The 18,035-nt window shown below is 72.3% G+C and carries 18 protein-coding genes; 11 read left to right on the forward strand and 7 right to left on the reverse strand.

From position 1 onward, the window contains the following. The 4 genes from ISU07_RS22750 to ISU07_RS22765 all read left to right on the forward strand — a co-directional run. The coding region (locus tag ISU07_RS22750; RefSeq protein ID WP_194709151.1) for an HNH endonuclease signature motif containing protein at positions 1–415 on the forward strand (415 nt) is incomplete at its 5' end. 136 nt (positions 416–551) lie between these two features. Beyond that, the gene (locus ISU07_RS22755) at positions 552–1,175 is read left to right on the forward strand and encodes a TetR/AcrR family transcriptional regulator (protein WP_194709152.1); all 624 of its coding nucleotides are present in this window, start codon (positions 552–554) and stop codon (positions 1,173–1,175) included. Further along, complete coding sequence (locus tag ISU07_RS22760; RefSeq protein ID WP_194709153.1) at positions 1,172–1,660, forward strand: SRPBCC family protein; 489 nt, start codon at positions 1,172–1,174, stop codon at positions 1,658–1,660. Before ISU07_RS22755 ends, ISU07_RS22760 begins: the two co-directional genes overlap by 4 nt. Beyond that, on the forward strand, positions 1,657–2,085 hold the full coding sequence (locus tag ISU07_RS22765) for a nitroreductase/quinone reductase family protein (protein WP_194709154.1): 429 nt from the start codon (positions 1,657–1,659) through the stop codon (positions 2,083–2,085). Before ISU07_RS22760 ends, ISU07_RS22765 begins: the two co-directional genes overlap by 4 nt. Before the next feature lie 3 nt (positions 2,086–2,088). Here ISU07_RS22765 and ISU07_RS22770 read toward each other — a convergent pair whose 3' ends face one another. The 4 genes from ISU07_RS22770 to gabT form a co-directional block, all read right to left on the reverse strand. Then, entirely contained in the window at positions 2,089–3,138 is a 1,050-nt protein-coding gene (locus tag ISU07_RS22770; RefSeq protein ID WP_194709155.1) for an LLM class flavin-dependent oxidoreductase, read from the reverse strand. A gap of 7 nt (positions 3,139–3,145) precedes the next feature. Further along, positions 3,146–3,685, reverse strand: coding sequence for a hypothetical protein (locus ISU07_RS22775; protein WP_194709156.1), 540 nt, complete (start codon positions 3,683–3,685; stop codon positions 3,146–3,148). Beyond that, positions 3,682–5,397, reverse strand: coding sequence for an arginine--tRNA ligase (argS, locus tag ISU07_RS22780; protein WP_228522467.1), 1,716 nt, complete (start codon positions 5,395–5,397; stop codon positions 3,682–3,684). The genes ISU07_RS22775 and argS overlap by 4 nt, the downstream gene beginning before the upstream one ends. A gap of 192 nt (positions 5,398–5,589) precedes the next feature. Next, a complete protein-coding gene (gene gabT, locus ISU07_RS22785) occupies positions 5,590–6,933 on the reverse strand; it encodes a 4-aminobutyrate--2-oxoglutarate transaminase (protein ID WP_194709158.1) in 1,344 nt (447 codons plus the stop codon). 65 nt (positions 6,934–6,998) lie between these two features. Between gabT and ISU07_RS22790 the strand changes: the two genes are divergently transcribed. The 5 genes from ISU07_RS22790 to solA all read left to right on the forward strand — a co-directional run bounded on the left by ISU07_RS22790 (position 6,999) and on the right by solA (position 12,487). Beyond that, entirely contained in the window at positions 6,999–7,538 is a 540-nt protein-coding gene (locus ISU07_RS22790; protein WP_194709159.1) for a hypothetical protein, read from the forward strand. Next, positions 7,535–8,629: a 1-deoxy-D-xylulose-5-phosphate reductoisomerase gene (gene dxr, locus ISU07_RS22795; protein WP_194709160.1), complete on the forward strand. Its 1,095-nt coding sequence runs from the start codon at positions 7,535–7,537 to the stop codon at positions 8,627–8,629. Before ISU07_RS22790 ends, dxr begins: the two co-directional genes overlap by 4 nt. A 20-nt stretch (positions 8,630–8,649) precedes the next feature. Further along, a complete protein-coding gene (locus tag ISU07_RS22800; protein ID WP_323742781.1) occupies positions 8,650–10,011 on the forward strand; it encodes a site-2 protease family protein in 1,362 nt (453 codons plus the stop codon). A gap of 166 nt (positions 10,012–10,177) precedes the next feature. After that, complete coding sequence (gene ispG, locus ISU07_RS22805) at positions 10,178–11,308, forward strand: flavodoxin-dependent (E)-4-hydroxy-3-methylbut-2-enyl-diphosphate synthase (protein ID WP_228522469.1); 1,131 nt, start codon at positions 10,178–10,180, stop codon at positions 11,306–11,308. 63 nt (positions 11,309–11,371) lie between these two features. Then, positions 11,372–12,487, forward strand: a complete 1,116-nt coding sequence (gene solA, locus ISU07_RS22810) for an N-methyl-L-tryptophan oxidase (RefSeq protein ID WP_323742771.1) — start codon at positions 11,372–11,374, stop codon at positions 12,485–12,487. 6 nt (positions 12,488–12,493) lie between these two features. Here solA and ISU07_RS22815 read toward each other — a convergent pair whose 3' ends face one another. Continuing rightward, positions 12,494–13,951 (reverse strand): MDR family MFS transporter, encoded by a 1,458-nt coding sequence (locus ISU07_RS22815; RefSeq protein ID WP_194709163.1) that lies wholly within the window; start codon positions 13,949–13,951, stop codon positions 12,494–12,496. Between the two features lie 44 nt (positions 13,952–13,995). Further along, complete coding sequence (locus tag ISU07_RS24995; protein WP_194709164.1) at positions 13,996–15,618, reverse strand: glycosyltransferase family 61 protein; 1,623 nt, start codon at positions 15,616–15,618, stop codon at positions 13,996–13,998. A 43-nt stretch (positions 15,619–15,661) separates the two neighbouring features. Here ISU07_RS24995 and ISU07_RS22825 point away from each other — a divergent pair, with 43 nt between their 5' ends. Together ISU07_RS22825 and ISU07_RS22830 are read left to right on the forward strand one after the other, a co-directional pair. Beyond that, the gene (locus ISU07_RS22825; protein WP_194709165.1) at positions 15,662–16,510 is read left to right on the forward strand and encodes a GNAT family N-acetyltransferase; all 849 of its coding nucleotides are present in this window, start codon (positions 15,662–15,664) and stop codon (positions 16,508–16,510) included. Between the two features lie 171 nt (positions 16,511–16,681). Beyond that, positions 16,682–17,050: a DoxX family protein gene (locus tag ISU07_RS22830; RefSeq protein WP_194709166.1), complete on the forward strand. Its 369-nt coding sequence runs from the start codon at positions 16,682–16,684 to the stop codon at positions 17,048–17,050. A gap of 4 nt (positions 17,051–17,054) precedes the next feature. On the opposite strand, the gene ISU07_RS22835 is transcribed toward ISU07_RS22830, so the two are convergent. Then, positions 17,055–18,026: a hypothetical protein gene (locus ISU07_RS22835; RefSeq protein ID WP_194709167.1), complete on the reverse strand. Its 972-nt coding sequence runs from the start codon at positions 18,024–18,026 to the stop codon at positions 17,055–17,057. Positions 18,027–18,035 lie beyond the last annotated feature (9 nt).

The following is an 18,035-nucleotide window of genomic DNA, read 5'->3' on the forward strand; positions in this document are numbered from 1 at the left end:
GATGGTGATGACCACCCTCGAGTCCCTCCGCAGCGGCGCCGGGATCGCGGAGACCTCCACCGGGGACCGGCTCACCGCCGACCAGACCCGACGGCTGGCCTGCCAGGCCGGCATCATCCCCGTCGTCCTGAGCGGGAAGGGCGAGATCCTCGACCTCGGCCGCAGCAAACGCCTCTTCACCGGTCCGCAACGCAAGGCCATGGCGATCCGCGACCGTGGATGCACCGCCGACGGCTGCTCGATCCCCGCCGCGTGGTGCGAAGCCCACCACCAGCAGCCCTGGTCCCGCGGCGGGAAGACGAACCTCGCCGACGGCAAGCTCCTGTGCCCCTTCCACCACCACCGCGCCCACGACCCCGCCTGGCAGACCCACCACCATCCCAACGGATCCACGACCTTCCACCGAAGGACGTGATTCACCAGAACGCTCTTGTATCGAATAGCCGATCGGCCTAGCCTGGCGCCGAGGTGAGGCACATGACGCACCACGACGGCCCAGGCCGCCGCCTGGTGGACGCCCGACCGCCGGGCGACCGCCGGGCGACCGTCGGATGAGCAGCGGGACGCGCTCCTATCGCTCGCCGCGGCGCGAGCAGCAGGCCGCGGAGAACCGGGCGCTGGTGCTCGCGGCCGCGACGCGGCTGTTCTCCGAGCGAGGGTGGGCCGGGAGCGGGATGCGCGACGTCGCCGAGCGGGCGGGGGTGTCGGTGGAGACGGTGTACGCCGGGTTCGGGTCCAAGCCCGCCCTGTTGCTCGCGGCCATCGACGCCGGCGTCGTGGGTGACACCGAGGGCGTCCCGCTGGCGGAACGGCCGGAGTTCGCCGCGCTGGGTGTGGGCGGCCTCGATGAGCGGATCGCGGCCACGGCGACCCTCCTGACTCACATCAACGAGCGGACCTGGGGCCTGCGGCGGGCGCTCGTCGAGGCGGCCGCGAGCGAGCCGCAGCTCGCCGAGAAGCTGCGCGAGCTCGAGCGGAGCCGCCGCGCCAACGTCCGCTCCGGGGCCGAGCGAGTCGCGGGGCGACCACTGTCGGACGAGGTGGTCGACGGGGTGTGGGCCCTCACCGGCGCCGAGATCTACTTCCTGATGACCCAGGTCGCCGGCAGGAGCGTGCAGGAGTACCACGCCTGGCTCGCCGGCACGCTCGCTCGCCTGCTGGCGGTGACGTCGTGAAGCAGGTGCAGAAGCACTCCACGGTCGAGGTCGAGGTCGACGCGGTCCCCGAGGCCGTCTGGGCGGTGGTCGCGGACGTGACCCGGGTCGGCGAGTGGAGCCACGAGTGCCGCAGCGTCGAGTGGCTGGCCGGCGCCGACGGGGCCCAAGGCGCCCGACCGGGTGCCCGGTTCCGCGGTCGCAACCGGGCGAGCATCTGGACCTGGAGCCGGACCAGCGAGGTCCTCCAGGCGGACGCCCCGCGGACGCTCGTCTGGCGGACACTGCCGACCCGGCTCTTCCCCGACAGCACCGAGTGGCGGATCGAGCTCGAGCCGTCGGGCACGGGCACGCGGATCCGGCAGTCGTTCCACGTCGTCCGGGCGCCGTGGCTGCTCGACCGCCTGTACGCCCGGCTCATCCCCTCCCACCAGGACCGCGACGCGCGCTTGGTCGAGGACCTGCGCCGGATCGGTGAGGTCGCCCGCTCGGCGGTGTCGACATGAAGAAGCGCCTGACCCGCATCGGCAACCGCATGGGTGCGTGGTCGTACCGCCGGTGGGACGGACGCTTCTCGAGCGGGCGTCGCGACGTCCACGTGCTGCTGCTGACGGTGCCCGGTCGGCGTACCGGCCTGCCGCGCGAGACCTGCGTCCGCTTCCTCGAGGTGCCCGAAGGGTTTGTGGTGTGGGGGACCGGATCAGGCTCGCAGCAGGACCCGGACTGGTTCCGCAACCTGCGGCGCGCCGACGTCGCCGCGGTGCAGGTCGGTGCCGAGCGCCTCGAGGTCCGTCCGCGCGAGCTGCTCGGCGCCGAGAGGGAAGCCGCCTGGCTCGACACCGTGCTGGCGCAGGCTCCCGAGGTGCGCCGGTACGCCGAGCGGGCCGGCCGGACCATCCCGGTCGCCGTGCTGCGACCCGTGGCGGGCTGAGCCTCAGGCCAGCGACTCCGCGAGCAGCCGCAGCGTCGCCTCGCGGGCGGGGGAGCGGTCGGCCGGCGTACCCGCGTGCGCGCCGGCGACGGGGTGCAGCATGACCTCGTCCACGTCGTAGGTCTCGGCGAGCTCGCGTACCTGCTTGGCCGCGGAGTCCGGCGTGCCGACGACCCAGCGGCCGAGCATGGCGTGGGCGAGCGACTGGTGCTGCTCGGGCAGGCCGCGGGCCTCCGCGTCCTCGACGAGCGACTGCGCGGAGAGCGGCTGACCGGTGCGCAGGGCGACCATCGCCAGCAGGTTGGGGAGCGACAAGCGATCGGCGTCGTCCTGCGTGTCCGCGACGACGGCGTTCACGGTGAGGAACGTGCGCGGCTCGGGGTGCGCCTCGGACGGCTGGTACGTCTCCCGGTACAGCGTCAGCGCCTCCGCCGTGCCCTGCCCCGAGAAGTGGTGGGCGAACACGAACGGCAGGCCCTTGTCGGCCGCCAGCCGCGCCGAGAAGTCCGACGACCCGAGCAGCCACACGGTTGCCGTGCCGACCGCGTGCGGCGTCGCGTTGAGGGCGTGCAGCCGGCCGCCGACGTCGAGGCCGGCGCCGCCCGGCGACATCATCGTGATGATGTTGTCGACGTACGTCGGGAAGTGCTCCGCCGCGTCCGCCTCGACACCGCCGCCGCCGTGACGCAGTGCCCAGGCGGTCACCGGGTCCGTGCCGGGCGCGCGGCCCAGTCCGAGGTCGATGCGGCCGGGGTGCGCGGCCTCGAGGAGCGCGAACTGCTCGGCGACCACGAGTGGCGCGTGGTTGGGCAGCATCACGCCGCCCGAGCCGACGCGGATGCGCTCGGTGGCCGCGGCGACCATCGCGATCAGCACCGGCGGGTTGGTCGCGGCGACGGCCGGCATGTTGTGGTGCTCCGCCAGCCAGTACCTGCGGAACCCGAGCTCGTCGGCCACCCGCGCGAGGCTCCGCGTCGCGGCCAGGGCGTCGGAGGTCGTCTGGTCGGACCGGACGGGGACGAGGTCGAGCACGGACAGAGCGGGAGACGTCACGACGGGCTCAACCCCGGTGCGCCGCCGGGTGTTCCAGCGCCGCGATCGTCGCGCGGTCCCACAGCAGGTCGACGCCGGGCGCGGCGAGCAGGTACTCGACCGCCGCGCCGTGCGCCAGCACGCCGTCGGCCAGCCCGTGCAGGATCGTGCCGAGGTACGCCGCGCTGGGCGCGGCCGTCTCGAGCGGCTCGGAGCGGGTGAACGCGACCACGGGGAGCCCCTCGTGCTCGGCGACCACCGACTGCGCGTCGTACCGCGTCTCCTCGGCCGCGACGTCGGCGAGCTGCCCCTCGGTGAGCAGGTACGCGCGGCCGTGCACCTGCGACGAGCCGTCCGGGTCGAGGAACGCCATGCCGCCGCCCCAGACCGTGGACTCGCCGGCGAACGTCAGCCGGCCCGGCACCCGGAGCGCGACGGTGGCTCGCGGGGGAGTGCGGTCGCGGCAGCCGGCGTACGAGCGGCGGGCGCCGGGCGGCGTGCCGCCCTCGACGTAGCAGGCGAACCGGGCCCGGGAGAGGTTCGAGCCGTAGCCGAGGTACCAGATCACATCTGCTGGGGCCGTGCGATCCCGAGGAGGTCGAGGCCCTGGTCGAGGACGGCGAGGGTGGCCTTGCACAGCGCGAGCCGCGACGCGCGCGCCTCCGTGTCGGCCTTGAGCACCGGGCACTGCTCGTAGAACGCCGAGAACTGCTGCGCGAGCTCGAACAGGTAGCCGCACAGGCGGTGCGGCTCGAGCTGGTCGCCGACGTGGACGACGACGTCGCCGAAGTCGAGGAGGGCCAGCGCGAGCGCGCGCTCGGCCGGCTCGGTGATCACCAGGGGCGCGTCGGCCTGCCCGGACAGCTGATCCGGGTCGAGGCCGGCCGACCGGAAGATCGAGCGGATCCGGGCCGCGGCGTACTGGAGGTAGGGCCCGGTGTTGCCGGTGAGCGAGACCATCCGGTCGAGGTCGAAGACGTAGTCGCTGTCGTGGGCGACCGAGAGGTCGGCGTACTTGATCGCGCCGATGCCCACCTGGGGGGCGATGGCCGCGCGCACGCTCTCGTCGAGGTCCGGTCGCGCCTCGTCGACCACGGCCCGTGCCGTCGACACGGCCTCCTCGAGCAGGTCCATCAGCTTGAGCGGCTTGCCGGAGCGGGTGCGCAGGAGCTTGCGGTCCTCGCCGAGGACGCTGCCGATCTGCACGTGCACGACCTCGACGTCGTCGGTGAGCCAGCCGGCCTTGCGCGCGGTGTCCCAGACCATGTTGAGGTGCAGCGCCTGGGTGACGCCGATGACGTAGAGGATCCGGTCGGCCTTCATGTCCCGGACGCGGCGGCGGATGGTGGCGAGGTCGGTGGTCGCGTAGCCGTAGCCGCCGTCGGACTTGCGGATGATCAGCGGGACCGGCTTGCCCTCGCGGCCGGTGTACCCGTCGAGGAACACGCACAGCGCCCCATCGCTGATCGTGGCGATGCCCTGCGCCTCGAGCTCGTCGCAGATGCCCGCGAGCTCGTCGTTGTACGTCGACTCGCCCGCCAGGTCCGCGTCGGTGAGCGTGACGCCGAGGGTGTCGTAGATGCGGTTGAAGTACTGCTTCGACAGGTCGACGAGCTCGTGCCAGTGACGCAGCGTGTCCTCGTCCCCGCCCTGCAGCTTGACCACGCGCGACCGTGCCCGCGTCGCGAACTCGGGGTCGCTCTGGAACTCCGCGTTCGCGGCCGCGTAGAAGGCGTTCGGGTCGGTGACCATCAGCTGGGCGTCGGGGGAGTCCTCGCCGACGTCCAGCAGGTGCTCGATGAGCATCCCGAACATCGTGCCCCAGTCGCCGACGTGGTTCTGCCGGATCACGTGGTGGCCGAGGTGCTCGAGCGTGCGAACGAGCGCATCGCCGACCACGGTCGTGCGCAGGTGGCCGACGTGCATCTCCTTGGCGACGTTGGGGGCCGAGTAGTCGACGGGGATCGTCAACGGTGACTGGAGAGGTACGCCGAGGCGGTCGTCGAAGCCGTCCACCTGGGCGCCGATCCACGCGCTGCTCAGCCGGACGTTCACGAACCCCGGTCCGCTGATCTCCGGCGGCTCCGCGATCCCGGTGAGGTCGAGGGCGTCCACGATCTTCTGCGCGACGGCGCGCGGGTTCTCGCCGAGCCGCTTGGCCAGCGCCAGCGCGGCGTTCGCCTGGAAGTCCGCGAACTGGCTCGGCCTGATGACCGGGTCGGCATCGGCGTACCCGTCCCCGAACGCCTTCGCGAGCGCAGCCTGGAAGCGTTCGGTCAGGACGTGGACGGGGCTGGGCACCCGTTCAGGCTATCGAGGGCCCGTTCATGCTGGTCGAGCCGGGCGAGCCCCTGGGCGAGCCCGTGTCGAGACCGCCGACACCGTCACCGGGTCTCGACACCGCGCTTTGGTGGTCGAGCCGCGCGAGGGACGAGCGCGAGTCGAGACCTCGCGGGCTCGACCAGCATGGCCTCACGCCGTCGCGGCGAACCCCTCCGCGACGACGTCGAACGCCTCGTCGAGCAGGGAGTCGGAGATGGCCAGCGGGGGCAGGAACCGGAAGACGTTGCCCCAGGTGCCGCAGGTCAGCGTGACGACGCCGTTCTTGTGGCAGTACGCCGACACGGCGGCCGCGCGGACGGGGTCCGGCTCCTTGGTGCCCGGCGTGCACAGCTCGATGGCCTGCATCGCGCCGCGGCCGCGGACGTCCGCGATCACCGGGTGCTCGGCGGCGAGCTTCTCGAGGCGGCCGCGGATCAGGGTGCCGATCTCGAGCGCGCGGGCGTCGAGGGCGTGCTCCTTCATCTCCGCGATCGAGCCGAGGGCGGCGGCGCAGGCGACCGGGTTGCCGCCGTAGGTGCCGCCGAGGCCGCCGACGTGCACGGCGTCCATGATCTCGGCGCGGCCGGTGACACCGGCCAGCGGCAGGCCGCCGGCGATGCCCTTGGCGGTGGTGACCAGGTCGGGCACGACACCCTCGTGGTCGACGGCGAACCACGAGCCGGTCCGGCAGAAGCCCGACTGGATCTCGTCGGCGATGAAGACGATGCCGTTCTCGGACGCCCACGCGGAGAGGGCCGGCAGGAACCCCGGCGCCGGCTCGATGAACCCGCCCTCGCCGAGGATCGGCTCGATGGCGACGCACGCGAGGTTGGCCACGCCGACCTGCTTGTCCAGGGTGTCGATCGCGCGAGCGGCCGCCTCCTCACCGGAGAGTCCGTCGCGGAACGGGTAGGACATCGGGGCCCGGTAGACCTCGGAGGCGAACGGGCCGAAGCCGTGCTTGTACGGCATGTTCTTGGCCGTCATCGCCATCGTGAGGTTCGTGCGGCCGTGGTAGGCGTGGTCGAAGACGCCGACGGCGTCCCGGCCGGTCGCGACCCGGGCGATCTTGACGGCGTTCTCGACCGCCTCGGCGCCGGAGTTGAAGAGCGCGCTCTTCTTCGCGTGCGAGCCCGGGGTCAGCTCGGCCAGCGCCTCGCAGACCTCGACGTAGCCGGCGTACGGCGTGACCATGAAGCAGGTGTGGGTGAACGCCGCCACCTGGTCCTGGACGTTGCGCACGACGGCCGGGGCCGCGTTGCCGACCGAGACCACCGCGATGCCCGAACCGAGGTCGATGAGCGAGTTGCCGTCGGCGTCGAGCAGCACCCCGCCGCCCGCGGCCTCGATGAACACCGGCAGAGTGGTGCCGACCCCGTCGGCCACCGCCGCCTTCTTGCGGGCCAGCAGCTCGGTCGAGCGCGGTCCGGGGATGTCGGTGACGAGGCGGCGTTCCTGGGGCAGCGCCGGGCCGCCCACGAGGGTCTGGGTCATGCGAGCAAATGTAGGGAATCCGTCGCTCCGGTGCCAGAGGACTGCGGAAAGGGAAGGTGTAGACCGTGGAAATCGACTGGATCCACCGTCCGGACACCCTGAATGTGTGCTTCAACGCACTCGACCGGCACGTCATCCACGGCCGGGCCGACGCCGTCGCGCTCCGTCCCGACGGCGAGCGGCCGACGACGTTCGCGCGGCTGCTCGAGGAGGTCGCCGCGTTCGGGGGCGTGCTGCGGGCCTTCGGCGTGGGCGTGGGTGACCGCGTGAGAAGCGGCCTGACCGGCCGGGACGGGCTGGTCGTCCTGCTGGCGTGCCTGCGGGTCGGGGCGACGTTCGTCCGCGACGACTCCGCGGCCGTCGCGATGCCGGGCGGAGGGGTCGTGCGCCGCGGCGGGCAGGGCGACGAGCTCGACTGGGACGTCGTGCTGCGCGCCGGGCGGACCGACCCGGCGCCCTGCGCCGAGGTACGCGCGGACGCGCCGGCCATCGAGGCCGACGGCCGCACGGTCAGCACGGGAGAGCTCCTGGAGAGCAGCACCGGCTGGCCGTACGACGCCCTTGCCAGGCTGCTGGCGGGCGAGCCGGTCACAATGGCGCCGTGACTGGTCCGCGCCGCGTCGTCGTCCTGGGCTCGACGGGATCCGTCGGCACCCAGGCCCTCGACGTCGTCCGCGCCAACCCCGACCGCTTCCGGGTCGTGGGGCTGACGGCCGGCGGCAGCAACCAGGAGCTCTTCGACGCCCAGGTTGCCGAGTGGCGCCCGGCGTACTCCGGGCTGGGCGAGGAGGCCTCCGTCGAGGCCGCCGCGATGGACTGTGACGTCGTGCTCAACGCCATCACGGGCGCTGTCGGGCTGCGGCCCACGCTGGCGGCGCTGGACGCCGGCACCACGCTGGCGCTGGCCAACAAGGAGTCCCTCATCATCGGCGGGCCGGTCGTGAGCGGCCGCGCCAAGCCGGGGCAGATCGTGCCCGTCGACTCCGAGCACTCCGCGCTCGCGCAGTGCCTGCGCGGTGGCACGGCCGACGAGGTACGCCGCCTGGTGCTCACCGCCAGTGGCGGGCCCTTCCGCGGCCGCACCTTCGACCAGCTCGCCGACGTCACCGTCGAGGACGCCCTCGCGCACCCCACCTGGAGCATGGGCCCGGTCGTGACCATCAACTCCGCGACCCTGGTCAACAAGGGGCTCGAGGTGATCGAGGCGCACCTGCTCTTCGGCATCCCGTTCGACCGGATCGAGGTCGTGGTGCACCCGACCAGCGTGGTCCACTCGATGGTCGAGTTCGTGGACGGCTCCACGCTGGTGCAGGCCAGCCCGCCGACGATGCTCATCCCCATCGCGCTCGGGCTCGCCTGGCCTGACCGGCTCCCCGACACCGCGCCGCCCGTCGACTGGACCAAGCCCGAGACCTGGGAGTTCTTCCCGCTGGACGACGAGGCGTTCCCGTCGGTGGCGCTGGCTCGCGACGCCGGATCCGCCGGCGGTACGGCGCCCGCCGTCTACAACGCGGCCAACGAGGTCGCGGTCGAGGCGTTCCGCGCCGGCCGCCTGGAGTTCCGCCGGATCGTGCCCACGATCGCCGACGTGCTCGCCGCCCACGACGTACGCTCGGAGGTGCAGCTCACCGTCGACGACGTGCTCGCCGCCGACGCCTGGGCGCGTGCCGAGGCGACCCGCCTCGTCGGAACGTGACTGGAGATCCGTTGAGCGCCGTGTACTACACCCTCGGGGTGGTCGTCTTCGTGGTGGCCATCCTGGTGTCCATCGGCCTGCACGAGCTCGGCCACATGATCCCGGCCAAGAAGTTCGGCGGGAAGGTCACGCAGTACTTCATCGGCTTCGGCCCGACCGTCTGGAGCCGCACCCGCGGCGAGACCGAGTACGGCATCAAGGCCATCCCGCTCGGCGGCTACGTGAAGATCGTCGGGATGCTGCCGCCGACCGTCGACGCGGTCACCGGGGTCGCCGACGAGGTGACCTACGACGAGCAGGGCAACCAGGTCGTCAAGGTCCGCAAGTCCAACACCGGGCTGTTCACCCAGCTGATCTCCGACGCCCGCGCGGCCGAGTGGGAGCACGTCAAGCCGGGCGACGCCGACCGCCTCTTCTACAAGATGCCGTGGTGGAAGAAGGTCGTCGTGATGGCCGGCGGGCCGTCGGTGAACATCCTCATCGCCTTCATCATCTTCCTCGGGGTCTTCGCCACCTACGGCAGCCGCTCGCTCGAGCCCGACGCCGGGCGCCCGGTGATCGACACCGTGTCGGCGTGCGTGATCCCGTACGTCGAGGAGGGCCGCGCCTGCACGAAGGACGACCCGCCGACGCCGGCCGTCGAGGCGGGGCTGCGGCCCGGTGACGTCATCACCAGCTTCAACGGCACCGAGATCACCAGCTGGGAGCAGTTCCGTGCGCTGATCCGCGGCAACGAGAGCGGCAAGGCCGTCATCGGCTACGAGCGCGACGGCCAGGCCCTCGTCGGCCGGACCAGCACGACGGTCCAGGCGCGGCCCACGTCCGAGAAGGACTTCTCGCTGACCCAGGTGGGCTTCCTCGGGGTCACTCCGGTCGCGCACGTCGCGATCACCCGCGGCGGCCCGATCTACACGCTGCAGCAGATGGGCACGATGGCCAAGGACACCTTCGAGGCCCTCGGCAAGCTGCCGGTGAAGGTCTGGGGCGTGGCCCGCGCGATCGTCGGGCTCCAGGAGCGTTCGCCCGACAGCCCCGTCAGCATCGTCGGCGGCGGCCGGATCGCGGGCGAGACCGCCGCGCACCAGGACTTCCCGATCGCCGAGAAGCTCGTCTTCCTGCTGATGCTGGTCGCCGGTTTCAACTTCTTCATCGGGATGTTCAACTTCGTGCCGCTGCTGCCCCTCGACGGCGGCCACATCGCCGGCGCGCTGTGGGAGGCCCTCCGCCGGGCCGCCGCCAAGCTGCGCGGTCGCCCCGACCCCGGGTACGTCGACGTGGCCAAGCTGTTGCCGATCGCCTACGTCGTGGCGGTCGCGATGCTGATCATGGGCGTCGTGCTGATCGTCGGCGACCTCGTCGTACCGCTGCACATCGAGTCGTGAGCGACGCCCGGCTGGTGGCGAGTAACGCACCCGTAGCGGGTCTTCTGCCCGCATACATGGGGGTAGAAGTGCTGCTGCGGGTGCGTTACTCGCCCATGGGCTCCGGAATCGGCGCGGCCGACGGGGCCTCGGTACGCTCGAACCCGTGACCGCCATCAGCCTCGGCATGCCCGAAGCGCCCCCGCCCGTGCTGGCCCCGCGCCGCAGGACGCGCCAGATCCAGGTGGGCAAGGTCGGCGTCGGCAGCGACCACCCGATCTCGGTGCAGTCGATGACCACCACGCTCACCAGCGACGTCAACGCCACGCTCCAGCAGATCGCCGAGCTGACCGCGACCGGATGCGACATCGTCCGAGTCGCCTGCCCGAGCCAGGACGACGCCGACGCGCTGCCCGAGATCGCCCAGCACTCGCAGATCCCGGTGATCGCGGACATCCACTTCCAGCCCAAGTACGTCTTCGCCGCCATCGAGGCGGGCTGCGCGGCGGTCCGCGTGAACCCCGGCAACATCCGCAAGTTCGACGACCAGGTCAAGGAGATCGCGGCCGCCGCCAAGGACCACGGCACCTCGATCCGGATCGGCGTGAACGCCGGCTCGCTCGACAAGCGGATCCTGGACAAGTACGGCAAGGCGACCCCCGAGGCGCTCGTGGAGAGCGCGGTCTGGGAGGCCGGCCTCTTCGAGGAGCACGACTTCCACGACTTCAAGATCTCGGTCAAGCACAACGACCCCGTCGTGATGGTGCGCGCCTACGAGCTGCTCGCCGAGGCGGGTGACTGGCCGCTGCACCTCGGCGTGACCGAGGCCGGCCCGGCGTTCCAGGGGACCATCAAGTCGTCGGTCGCCTTCGGCGCCCTGCTGAGCAAGGGGATCGGCGACACCATCCGCGTCTCCCTGTCCGCGCCCCCGGTCGAGGAGGTGAAGGTCGGTCTCCAGATCCTGGAGTCGCTGAACCTGAAGCCGCGACGCCTCGAGATCGTCTCCTGCCCGTCCTGCGGGCGCGCGCAGGTCGACGTCTACAAGCTGGCCGAGGAGGTCACCGCCGGGCTGGACGGTCTCGAGGTGCCGCTGCGCGTCGCGGTGATGGGCTGCGTCGTGAACGGTCCTGGCGAGGCCCGCGAGGCCGACCTCGGCGTCGCCTCCGGCAACGGGAAGGGCCAGATCTTCGTCAAGGGCGAGGTCATCAAGACCGTCCCCGAGTCGCAGATCGTGGAGACCCTCATCGAGGAGGCCATGCGCATCGCCGAGGGGATGGAGCCGGTCGAGGGATCCACCGCCAGCGTCTCGGTCTCCTGATCGGTCACCGGGTCTCGTGACAGGCGCTGGCGCGCCTTCCTCGACCAGCGGAAGGTTCGGGCCGTGACGAAGGTGATCGTGCTCGGCCTCGGTGGCATGGGCAGCGCGGCGGCGGCCCACCTGGCCGCCCGCGGCGCGGAGGTCGTCGCGGTCGAGCAGTTCGAGCCCGGGCACGACCGCGGCTCCAGCCACGGCGAGTCGCGGATCATCCGGCAGGCGTACTTCGAGGACCCGGCGTACGTGCCCCTCGTGCTGCGCTCGTATGAGCTGTGGGAGGACCTCGAGCGCGAGGACCCCGGCCTCTTCCTGCTGACCGGCGGGCTGTTCCTCGGGCGGCCCGAGACCGACGCCGTGTCCGGGTCGCTGGCGAGCGCGCGGGAGCACGGCCTTCCGCACCAGGTGCTCGACGCCGGCGAGATCCGCCGCCGGTTCCCGGCCTTCGCCCCGCGCGACGACGAGGTCGGCGTGTACGAGGAGCGCAGCGGGTTCGTGCGCCCCGAGCGCGCGGTGCTCGCCCACTGGCGCCGCGCCCGGGCGGCGGGCGCCGAGCTCGTCACCGCGCGAGCCCTCTCCTGGACCGCGGGCGACGACGGCGTCCGTGTCGAGACGTCGGCCGGCACGGTCGAGGGCGACCGGCTGGTCGTCACGCCGGGCGCCTGGGCGCCCACGATGCTGGCCGACCTCGGGCTGCCGCTGGTCGTCAGCCGGCAGGCGGTGTTCTGGTTCCGGCCGACCGATCCCGCGGCGTACGCCCTGGGCGCGCAGCCCGTGTTCGTCTGGGAGCGCCCGGGCCTGAGCCCCTACGGCTTCCCCTGCCTCGACGAGGACGGTGGCGTGAAGATCGGCCTGCACCACCGGGGCGCCGTGACGGATCCCGACGAGGTCGACCGGGTCGTCACCGCCGCCGACGTGGCCGAGGTCGCCGACCTGGTGCGGCCGCTGCTTCCGACGCTGCCCGGCACGTACCTGCGGGCGATCACCTGCCTGTACACCACGACACCCGACCACGACTTCGTCATCGGGCTGCACCCGCACCATCGCAACGTGGCCATCGCCTGCGGCTTCTCCGGGCACGGGTTCAAGTTCGTGCCCGTGGTCGGTGAGGTGCTGGCGGACCTGGCGCTGGACGGTACGACGGCGCGGCCGATCGGGCTGTTCGACCTGACGCGCTTCGGCTGAGCCCGCTCAGCCGGTCCGGGTCTCGGTGGAGATGTCCCGGGGCATGACGAGCACCGTCAGCACGACCAGCACCGCGACCACGGACGACGCCAGGAAGACGTCGTGGATGGCCGGCGACAGCACACCGGCCGGCAGGTGCTCGAGGTCCTCGTGGGCGCCGCCGACGCGCGAGGTCACGGCGGCGTTGGCGATGGCGCCGAACACCGCGACGCCGACCGCGCTGCCCAGCGACCGGGCGAACAGGTTCGTGGCCGTCACGACGCCCCGCGTCTGCCAGTCGGCCGACTGCTGGGCCGCGATGAGGGCGGGGGAGGCGATGAAGCCCATCCCGAGCCCGATCACCCAGCAGCCGAAGGCGATCCGCCACACCGAGCTGCCCGGGTCGACGCCCAGCAGGACCGCCGAGCCGGCGATCGCGAACAGCGTCCCGAACAGCGCGCAGGCCCGGAACCCGGCACGCAGGTAGATCCGGCCCGAGAGCGAGGCGGCGATCGGCCAGCCCAACGTGAGCGCGGCGACCGCGAAGCCGGCGATGACGGCGCCGTGACCGAGCACGCTCTGGGCGTACAGGGGGACGTACGACGTGAGGCCGATGAGGATGACGCCCACGCAGAGCGACGTGGCGTTGGCGCCGTTGAGCGTCCGCTCCTTGAAGACCCACAGGGGGAGGATCGGCTCGGCCGCGCGCGACTCGACGACGCCGAACGCGACCAACAAGGCCACCGCACCCGCGAGCACGGCGACGCTGGTGGCCGAGCCCCAGTCCCAGGCCACACCACCCTCGAGCAGGCCGAGGATCAGCAGCGAGGCGCCGAGGGCCAGCAGTACCGCGCCCGCGTAGTCGATGCGGTGCCGCTTGCGCTCCACCTGCTCGTGGAAGCTGCGCTGCAGCACCCACATGGCGGCGATCGCGATCGGGATGTTGACGAAGAAGATCCAGCGCCAGGAGATGTAGTCGGAGAAGACCCCGCCGAGCGTGGGGCCGATCACCGACGAGGCGGCCCAGACGCCGGCGACGTACCCGGTGACCTTCGCGCGCTCGGCGACCGAGTAGACGTCGCCGATGATGGTCTGTCCCATCGGCAGCACGGCTCCGGCGCCGAGGCCCTGCAGGGCACGGAACACGATGAGCGACGTCATCGACCACGCGAACCCGCACAGCACCGAAGCCGCCAGGAAGATGGAGATGCCGAGCAGCATCATCGGCTTGCGGCCGACGAGGTCGGCGAACTTGCCGTACAGCGGCACCGTCACGGCCTGCGCCAGCAGGTAGACCGAGAACAGCCACGGGAACTGGGAGAAGCCGCCGAGGTCCCGCACGACCGACGGCACCGCGGTCGCCAGGATGGTGGAGTCGATGGCGACCAGCCCGGTCGCCAGCATCACCGACAGCAGGATCGGGCCGCGCTCGCTGCGCAGTCCGATGGAGGCCCGGTCGATCCGGGCACCGACGTCCTGGCTCATGTCCGGCCCTAACCGAGGGTCGTCTCCGCTTGTTCCCGGCCGTCTCACAGGGCGTCGAGCACCCCGCGGAGGAAGACGCCCTCGCGCGTGTCGTCGTAGGTGAAGTCGGACTGGTACGACGCGTTGTCGAAGCGCCTCTCGGTCCGCGGCACGTCCGGCCGGCACAGCACGAGGTCGAGGCGGTGCCCGACGACCGAGGAGATGAGGTACTCGTTGCTGGCGGTGTAGGACTCCGAGCCCACCAGCACGACGTGCTTGGGACCGCCGGCCAGCGCGATCTGGAACATCCCGCTGCCCGCGAACCCCGCGACCACCTCGGCCTCGCGCACCAGCCGCACCTGCTCGGGCAGCGGGTGGTCCTCGGGGTAGACGACGGTGAAGCCGTGGCCGGCGAACAGGTCCTCGACCTCGGAGGCGTTGTGGCAGGTGCGCTTGCCGGGCCGGCGTGAGCAGAAGACCCGCAGCGGCCCGGGTAGGCCGGGGGCGGCCCGGTCGGCGAGTCCGCTGCCGACCACGGCGTACGTCGTCGCGATCGATGGGTGCACGTACGCCGGCATGCCGAACATCGGCGAGGTGCACAGCAACGTGCCGACCCGGGTGGGCTCGTGCCTCACCTCGACGCGGTCGCGCGGCACGCCGCCGGCCTCCAGCAGCGCGAGCTCCCACTCGGCGAGCGGCTCCCCGGGCTTGGCGAAGACGAGGGCGCGCAGTTCCGGATGGCGTTCGAGCGCCGGCCGCCACCCCCAGAGGTGGCCGAGCTGGTCGGTGAGGGCGTGGCCGAAGTGGCCGCGGACGTAGGAGTCCAGCAGGAAGTACGCGCCGTCCAGCTGCGCCGTGGCCGGCTCGGGCTCGCGGACGAAGCGCGGCGCCCACTCGGCGAAGGCGACGTTGCGCAGCCGGCGCTTGAACGGGTGCCGGTAGCTCTCGGGAAGCACGAACCCTCCGTGCTGCGCACCGGCGTACGCCGCCTGGCGACCGAGGCAGGTGACGTCGTCGTACTCGCGCAGCGACATCGGCGGCGCGTCGATCTCCGTGGGCAGCCGTACCTCGCCGCTGGACCGCACGACGGCGCGGGACGCGAAGCGGACGCCGGGGAGCGTGGCCAGCACCCGGGCGTCGGCCCGGCCGGAGAGGAACGCATCGGCCTCGAGCTCGGGCACCTTGGCCAGCGTGGCCACCTCGTTGGTGGCGCGCAGCCAGCCGTCCTCGACGCGCAGGTCGCGGGCCGACGCGGCGAGGGCGGCCAGGTCGCGCTCGGGGTTGTCGCGAGGGTCGCGACCCGGCGCCGGTGCCTCGACACCGGCCGCCTGGGCCGCCAGCACCTCGCGCACCGAGCGTTCCAGGGGCTTCGGCCGGCCCGGCAGCCGGACGGCGACGGCGCCCCCACGGCGTACATGGTGCAGGTGCACGGGCCACCGGTGCGCCGCTCCCTTGCCGCCGGCGACGTCGAGCACCAGGTCCCACGGCCGGCCGGCGGCGAGGGCGAGGTGGACCGCGTCCATGCCGTCCTCGAGGTCGAGGGGCACGACCACGGCCCCCGGCAGGGCGCGCTCGAGGCGGTCGGTCAGCGCCGCGCGCGGACCCCGTGTCACGACCGCCAGACGGGGCTCCGGGACGTCGGCGAGGGAGGTGCGAGCGACCTCGACGGCCCTCATGACGACCTGCACGGAGGTCAGCCTAGGCAGGGCTCTCGCGGCGTAGGCTCTCGCCGTGCGTACGACGACGCGGTCAGGGGTGCGCCCGCTCGGCGCCGCCGACGTTGCCGAGTTCCTCGCGCTCACCGACCGGAACCCCACGGTCAACGTCTTCGCCGCGCACCGTGCCCGCACCACCCGCCTGGAGCCGCGGCTGCTCGGCGGCGAGGTCTGGGGCCAATTCGTCGACGGCGACCTGGTCGCCGGCTGCCACGTCGGCGCGAACCTGGTGCCGATCGAGGCGGGGGAGGACGACATCGAGGCGTTCGGTGAGCGGCTGCTGCGTCGCGGCCGCACGGTGTCCACGATCGTCGGCCCGCAGCCGGCCGTACGCGGTCTGTGGGACGTGCTGGGCGACTCGTGGGGACCACCTCGGGAGAGCCGGTGGGAGCAGCCGCACCTGGTCGCCGACGGCCAACCGCTGATCGAGCCGGACCCGCTCGTGCGCGCCTCGCGTCCCGAGGACTTCGGCGCGCTCTACCCCGCGTGCGTGGCGATGTACACCGAGGAGCTCGGCGTCTCGCCCGAGCTCGGCGGCGGCGCCGAGGGGTACCGCGCCCGCGTCCGCCAGCTCGTCCAGCTCGGCTGGTCGTTCGCCAGGTACGAGCGCGGCCGCGTCGTCTTCAAGGCCGAGGTCGCCTTCGCCACCCCCACCAACGCCCAGGTGCAAGGCGTCTGGGTCAACCCCGACCGCCGGGGCGAGGGGCTCGCCGCCGCCGGCATGGCCGCCGTCGTGGAGCAGGTACGCCGGACCGTCGCGCCGTCCGTCTCGTTGTACGTCAACGACTGGAACCAGCCCGCCCGCCGCGCGTACGCGAAGGTCGGCTTCCGCCAGACCGACACGTTCAGCACCTTGATGTACTGAGCGCGCTTCGCCCGAGCTCGCGAGGGCGGAGATGAAGCGCCAGGTCGAGGAGCGTTCGGCGCAGACCGGAGCCTGCGACGGGATGCGCGACGCGTCTCGAGACCCGGTACCCGCAGAGGTCTCGACACGCCGCTCGTCCCTCGCGGCGGCTCGACCAGCATCATGAGGCCCATGTCTCTCTCCCTCGACGCCAAGGCCCTGGTCGCGATCTTCGGCGTGAGCGGGACGCTCCACCTGACCAGGCCGCGCCTCTACCAGCCGCTGATGCCTGACTTCGTACCCGCCCACCGCGAGGTGATCTACGCCAGCGGCGTGGCCGAGCTCGCGTGCGCGGCGGGGCTGCTGCACCCGCGGACGCGCAGGCTGGCGGGGTACGCCGGGGCCGCACTGCTCGTGCTCGTGTTCCCGGGCAACGTGAAGATGGCCGACGACGCGCGCCGCTCGCGCAGCACCCGCTTCAAGACCATCGCCTACGGACGGCTGCCGCTGCAGCTGCCGATGATCCGGGCCGCCTGGAGGGCGGCCCGGACCACGGACTGATCGCTCAGAGCTCCGGTGTGGGCCGCAGGTCGGACGCGCGGTTGCAGTCGGCGACCTGGCACCGCACGGTCGCGGCCTTGGTCCTCCCGTTGGCGTCGAAGAGCAGCTTGGTGTTGCTCTCCCACCAGACGCGGCCGAAGTAGTTGTCGATCGTGTAGTGCACGAGCAGGGTGCCGTTGGCCTTGCGCACGAGGATGTCGGCCGGGCCGATCCCGTCGCTGAGCAGGGGGATGGTGGCCACCCGCTTGCCGTCCGGCGAGACCGCGTCGATGCGCTCGTCGCAGTTGGTGAACAGCACGTCGCCCGGGTCGCTGAGGTGCGCGAGCACCTGGCAGCCACCGAACTGCGGGTCCTTGCTGAAGTACCCCAGCAGGTCGTGGGCCACGCTGGCGTAGTTGCCGAGCTTGGCGTTGACCTTGGTGACGTCGTTGCTGACGGTGTTCCAGGTCAGCGTCTTCACCTTGGGCGAGCCGAGCGACGCCACCGTCAGGCCGTCGTCGAACGCCAGCAACCGCGGCAACCCGGCGAACGCGTGCACGGACACCTCGTCGTCCAGGCCGAGGTCGTAGACCGCGAGGGTCGGCTTCTGGGTCGAGTCGCCGTAGGAGTACGCGACCTGGTCCGATTCGGCGTCGAGGACCGCGTTGAACGGGTCGATGAACTCCCGCAGCACCTTCACGGCTCCGGTGGCCGCGATCTTGACCAGCTTGACGTTGCCCCACTGGCTGTTGCCCGTCGCCGCGATGTAGCTGCCCTGCCACTTGCCGTAGAGCAGCACGTTCGGCCGCTTCACCTTCACCGAGACGTCGCCGTCGACGATCACCGTGCCCTCGACGTGCGGTCCCCGGACGTCCGGCCCTCGGGACAGCGCTCCCGGCTTGATCGGGATCGTCTCGGCGGCACCGGATGGAGCGGCTGCCAGCAGGGACACCCCCACCGTCATCAAGGTGGTCGTGAAGGTCAAGACTCTGCGCATCGCGTCTCC

The organism is Nocardioides islandensis, from assembly GCF_015352455.1.
In the GTDB taxonomy this organism is placed as follows: Bacteria; Actinomycetota; Actinomycetes; order Propionibacteriales; family Nocardioidaceae; genus Nocardioides; species Nocardioides islandensis.

Coding starts and splice junctions, on each gene's coding strand:
- ISU07_RS22830 (WP_194709166.1), top strand. CDS start 16,682: ATGTCTCTCTCCCTCGACGCCAAGGCCCTGGTCGCGATCTTCGGCGTG.
- ISU07_RS22835 (WP_194709167.1), bottom strand. CDS start 18,026: ATGCGCAGAGTCTTGACCTTCACGACCACCTTGATGACGGTGGGGGTG.
- ispG (WP_228522469.1), top strand. CDS start 10,178: ATGCCCGAAGCGCCCCCGCCCGTGCTGGCCCCGCGCCGCAGGACGCGC.
- ISU07_RS22765 (WP_194709154.1), top strand. CDS start 1,657: ATGAAGAAGCGCCTGACCCGCATCGGCAACCGCATGGGTGCGTGGTCG.
- ISU07_RS22755 (WP_194709152.1), top strand. CDS start 552: ATGAGCAGCGGGACGCGCTCCTATCGCTCGCCGCGGCGCGAGCAGCAG.
- gabT (WP_194709158.1), bottom strand. CDS start 6,933: ATGACCCAGACCCTCGTGGGCGGCCCGGCGCTGCCCCAGGAACGCCGC.
- ISU07_RS22815 (WP_194709163.1), bottom strand. CDS start 13,951: ATGAGCCAGGACGTCGGTGCCCGGATCGACCGGGCCTCCATCGGACTG.